Source organism: Pleomorphovibrio marinus (assembly GCF_003347495.1).
Lineage (GTDB): Bacteria > Bacteroidota > Bacteroidia > Cytophagales > Cyclobacteriaceae > Pleomorphovibrio > Pleomorphovibrio marinus.
This window is the reverse complement of record NZ_QCXY01000029.1, coordinates 1-1,731: the sequence shown is the minus strand read 5'-3', so window position 1 is coordinate 1,731 and position 1,731 is coordinate 1. Positions and strand designations below refer to the sequence as shown.

Sequence of the window (1,731 nt, the reverse complement as noted above, 5' to 3'; positions counted from 1 at the left end):
GGAGGTGTAACCCTTACCATCCATCGTTAAAGGAGCTGTGCCACCTCCGGGATGAAGCCAATGATCCAGTCTTCGGCGCACATCTGCATGGTTATTACTTGTCCATGATTCATCGAATTTTCCATAGGAAACCACCTCCAACTCCGGAGCTGTATTGCATAATTCAGCAGGACAATTTCCTGGCCCCAATAACTGACCGATCACCCTGCTGTCCGAATTGATCAAGGGAGAACCAGAAGAAACTGGTTCGGGGATGGAATGGCCATTTTGTGTGGCATCAAACCCTGTCTGCCAAAAAAGATGATTGACTCCTCCAAGACAAGTAGAATTGGTTGGTGTTCCACTATAGGTTGATATTTTCTTTAAATCACCTCTTGGATGGTGAATCCCCACTCCCCCAGTTCCCGCATTGCCCGACCTGTCCCATCCCAAAAAATATGGGTTTACGCCAGTTTTATCCCCGGGATGCTCTACCAACTCCAATAGGGCAAAATCGGTCTGATGGTTGTTAGCCACAACCACCGCTCCGCTTGTCGCCAAAATAGGTGGCTCAGTACTGGGATTGGCACATTCCGGGCTCTCATAGTGCCAGTAAAAACTCCATTGGAAAAGGTTGGGATTGGTAATTGCATCTGCACCGACTGGACCCAAACAATGATCCGCTGTTAAAAAATAGGCACGGTCATCCATGCAAGAATTAACAATCAGCGATCCCGAACACCACCGTACCCCATTTACCAATATCAAAGCAACAGCATTTTTTTCGTCTTGCCAATCAGCTCCTTCGGGACAGTTGACATTTACTTGGCAATTCCCTGACCCCCCGAAACTTTTTGTGCTGTAAGAATTATCAAACATGCCAATATCCCTGTAACCATGCACAATCTTTTCTATTGAAATCACCGCATTTTCCTCTACCCCTTTCGGGATATGATATTCAAGTATGGTGTTTTCCCCAAAGATAAATGCAGTAGCAAATCCAGCAAGGTCTTCCTTTGTGCCTTTATTATTTTTTGATGTGAAAGCACCATGAACCTGCTTTTTGTCCTCACTGTATATGAAAAGTTTCCCACCATCTGGAATCCAGAAACTGTCAAACAGCAGGTTGATGGAAAGGGCTCCCGGACTTTGGATTTTAAGCAACCAAACCTTATCTCCATTGGGAAGCTCCACCCATTTACCGGAGTTGTTCAGGTTGAGGCCTGCATCAATGGGATACCCGAAACGTGGGGGCAGCCCTTTTTCCTGGTCTTCTCGATCTTCTCTTGCAATTAGCTCCAGGGATGGCCTTGTGGCAATATGGTGATCAATAACACTTGCCTCAGAATCCAAGGATTCCAAATAAAAACTAGGTGGAATTTCATCAGTACTAATCTGACTATATCCCCCAATAGAAATCAAGGCAAAGCAAATATAAAGTAGAACTTTTTTCTTCATGGCACCAATGGTCTAAACAGCATAAATAGTCTTTGCTCATTTTCGGAATAATAAATCTTTAAGCCTTTTGTTTCCACATTCCCCATATCCGCGTTCTTAAGGCTACTGGTCATGTATAAGCCATCGCCACTTTCTCCGGCATAAGTCAAAACATAAAACTCCAATAGTTCAAATTGATTTGTCGAAGTATAAAAATACTTGCCGGATAACAAATTTCCAGAGGAAAAACCTTCCATAGTCCCACCTTCTTGAAACTCCAACCAAAGCTGCGAATCCGTATCCCTTGGCTCAGCT

At 44.2% G+C, this 1,731-nt stretch carries 2 protein-coding genes; both read right to left on the bottom strand.

Annotation, left to right across the window (positions count from 1 at the left end; all coding sequences use genetic code 11):
- Positions 1–1,437: trypsin-like serine peptidase (locus DB520_RS26195; RefSeq protein WP_198675471.1), on the bottom strand; the 1,437-nt coding region annotated here is incomplete at its 3' end.
- Positions 1,434–1,731 (bottom strand): hypothetical protein (locus DB520_RS26190; protein ID WP_157972271.1); only part of this gene is annotated, 298 nt, incomplete at its 5' end. The genes DB520_RS26195 and DB520_RS26190, both read right to left, overlap by 4 nt.